Origin of the sequence: Streptomyces lycii (assembly GCF_009735685.1) — a bacterium.
In the GTDB taxonomy this organism is placed as follows: Bacteria; Actinomycetota; Actinomycetes; order Streptomycetales; family Streptomycetaceae; genus Streptomyces; species Streptomyces lycii.
Window position 1 is genome coordinate 1 of sequence record NZ_WHPN01000010.1, and the last position, 3,099, is coordinate 3,099.

At 75.8% G+C, this 3,099-nt stretch carries 1 protein-coding gene; it reads right to left on the reverse strand.

Translation table 11 applies throughout. The features are described from left to right. The coding region (locus GCU69_RS00415) for an Rne/Rng family ribonuclease (protein WP_156204810.1) at nucleotides 1–3,099 on the reverse strand (3,099 nt) is incomplete at both ends.

Sequence of the window (3,099 nt, forward strand, 5' to 3'; positions counted from 1 at the left end):
CCGGGGACCCGACCGCGGCCGCGGCGGCCTCGATCGCGGCGCCCTGGTCGGCACCGCCGCCCGGCTGCGCCGCGGCTCCGCCCTTGCCCTTCTTCTTGCGCTTGCCGCCACCGCCGCCACCGACGGCCGTGGCCTGGTCCATGTGGACGATGACGCCGCGCCCGTTGCAGTGCACACAGGTCTCGGAGAACGACTCCAGCAGGCCCTGGCCGACCCGCTTGCGGGTCATCTGCACCAGGCCGAGCGAGGTCACCTCGGCCACCTGGTGCTTCGTACGGTCGCGGCCCAGGCACTCCAGCAGCCGGCGCAGCACCAGGTCCCGGTTGGACTCCAGCACCATGTCGATGAAGTCGATCACGATGATGCCGCCGAGGTCGCGCAGCCGCAGCTGGCGCACGATCTCCTCGGCCGCCTCCAGGTTGTTCCTGGTGACCGTCTCCTCCAGGTTGCCGCCCTGGCCGGTGAACTTGCCGGTGTTGACGTCGACAACGATCATCGCCTCGGTCCGGTCGATGACCAGCGAACCGCCGCTGGGCAGCCACACCTTCCGGTCCAGCGCCTTGAGCAGCTGCTCGTCGATCCGGTACGTGGCGAAGACGTCGACGTCGGACGTCCACTTCTGGAGCCGGCCGACCAGGTCCGGGGCGACGTGCGAGACGTAGCCGTGGATGGTCTCCCAGGCGCCGTCACCGCTGACGATGACCTTGGTGAAGTCCTCGTTGAAGATGTCGCGCACGACGCGGACGGTCATGTCCGGCTCGCCGTACAGCAGGGTCGGCGCACCGCCGCCCTTCGCCTTCTTCTGGATCTCCTCCCACTGCGCCTGGAGCCGCTCGACGTCCCGGCGCAGCTCGTCCTCGCTGGCGCCCTCGGCGGCGGTGCGCACGATGACGCCCGCGTCCTCGGGGACGATCTTCTTGAGGATCTGCTTGAGCCGGGAGCGCTCGGTGTCCGGGAGCTTGCGGCTGATGCCGGTCATCGAGCCCTCGGGCACGTAGACCAGGTAGCGGCCGGGAAGGGAGACCTGGCTGGTCAGCCGCGCGCCCTTGTGACCGATCGGGTCCTTGGTGACTTGGACGAGCACGGACTGGCCGGACTTGAGCGCGGTCTCGATACGGCGCGGGCCGTGCGCCATGCCGAGCGCCTCGAAGTTGACCTCGCCGGCGTAGAGGACGGCGTTGCGGCCCTTGCCGATGTCGACGAAGGCGGCCTCCATGGACGGCAGGACGTTCTGCACCTTGCCCAGGTAGACGTTGCCGACGTAGCTGGTGGCCTGCTCCTTGTTGACGAAGTGCTCGACGAGGATGTCGTCCTCGAGCACCCCGATCTGGGTGCGCTCGCCGCTCTGCCGGACGACCATCACCCGCTCGACGGCCTCACGGCGCGCCAGGAACTCGGCCTCGGTGATGATCGGCACCCGGCGGCGGCCCTGCTCGCGGCCCTCGCGGCGGCGCTGCTTCTTGGCCTCCATCCGGGTCGAGCCCTTGATGGACTGCACCTCGTCGAAGCCGGTGCCGGGCTCGTCCTTCTTGCGCGGCTCGCGAATCTTGACGACCGTGCGCTCCGGGTCGTCCTGGGACGCGTCGGCCGGGGCCTCGCCCGCGTCACCGCTGCGACGGCGGCGGCGACGGCGACGGCGGCTGCTGGAGGAGCCGCCGGACTCGCCGTTGTCCTCGTCCTCGGCCTGCTCGGCGGCCTGCTTCTCCCGGCCGCCCTCCGCGGACTCGGCGGACTCGTCGGCGCGGTCCGCGGGCTGCTCGCCCTGCTCGCCGTGCTCGCCCTCGCCGTTCTCGGCGCTCTCGCCCCGGCGGCGGCGACGGCCGCCGCGGCGCCTGCGGCGGGCGGGACGGTCACCGGAGTCCTCGTCGCCGTCCCGGTCCTCCGGTACGACGGCGCCCTCCTCGGTGCCCTCGGCATCCTCGGTGTCCTGCGCCGGGGCCTCGTCCCCGGCCCGGTCCGCGGTGTCGGCGGCCGTGGCGCCGCGGCGGCGGCGACGGCGGCCGGCGGCCGCGGGGGGCGGCTCCTCCTCGGCCGTCTCGTCGTCCTCGCGCTCGCCCGCCGCCTCGGCGGCGGCAGCGGCCGCGGCACGCTCCGGGGTCTGGAACATCGGCTCGGTGAACACCGGGGCCTGGAACACCGCCGTGGGCGGCCGGACCGCGCGCCGGCGGCCACGGCCGGACGGCGCCGCTTCGGTCCCGGTCCCGGCCTCGGTCCCGGTCTCGGTTTCGGACGTGCTCTCGGCACCGGCGGTACCGGCGCTCTCCGCCGCGGCGGCCGGGGCCTCCTCGCGTCCGCCGCGGCGGCGGGTGCGGCGCGGCCGCTCCGGAGCGGCCTCCTCGGCGGGGGCGGAAGTGTCGGCAGGGGCCGCGGTGTCGTCGGCGGCCGGGGCCACCTCGGGCTCCGCGAGACCGGTGCCGGTGGACGGCGCCTTGCGCGCGGTACGGCGGCGGGTGCGTCCGGCCGTCCCGGGGTAGTCGGCCTCGGCGGCGGCTCCGGCCGCGGTGACCGGGCGGTCACCGTCGTCGGCGCTGCTCGGCTCGGCCTCGTTCGTACCGCCCTGGGCGGCCTCGGCCACCTCGTCCGCGGCGGCGGCCTCGGCGGGGGCACCGGCCGGAGCGGTCGCCTTGCGCACCCGGCGGCGGGTACGGCCGCGGGCGGGCTCGTCCTCCCCGGCGGGCGGCGCCGTGACGTCGGCGGGCGCCACGGCGGGGGTCTGGTCGGCGACGACGGTGGGCTCGTCGATGTCGCCGTCCCCGCTCACCCGGGGCGCGCCGGCGGGCGCGGTGGCCTTGCGGGTCGCGCGGCGCCGGGTCCTGGGTGCCGGCGCGGCGGGCCCGGTTTCGGTTTCGGTGGACACGTCCTCCGCGGCGGGCGTCCCGGGGGCGGCCGGCGCGTTCCCGGCGGCGACGGCGGCCGCGTCCTGGGCACCGGACAGCTCGTCGTCGTCCTCGGCGGCCGCGTCTGCGGCGGCCTCCTCCTGGGCCTCGGTGATCTGCGCGGCCGTCCCGGCCGTAACGGCGGGCTCGGGTGTCGCGGCGGGCTCGGGCGCGTCGGCGGTCTCGCTCGGCTGCGGCGGCCCGGCCGGGGCGGTGGCCTTGC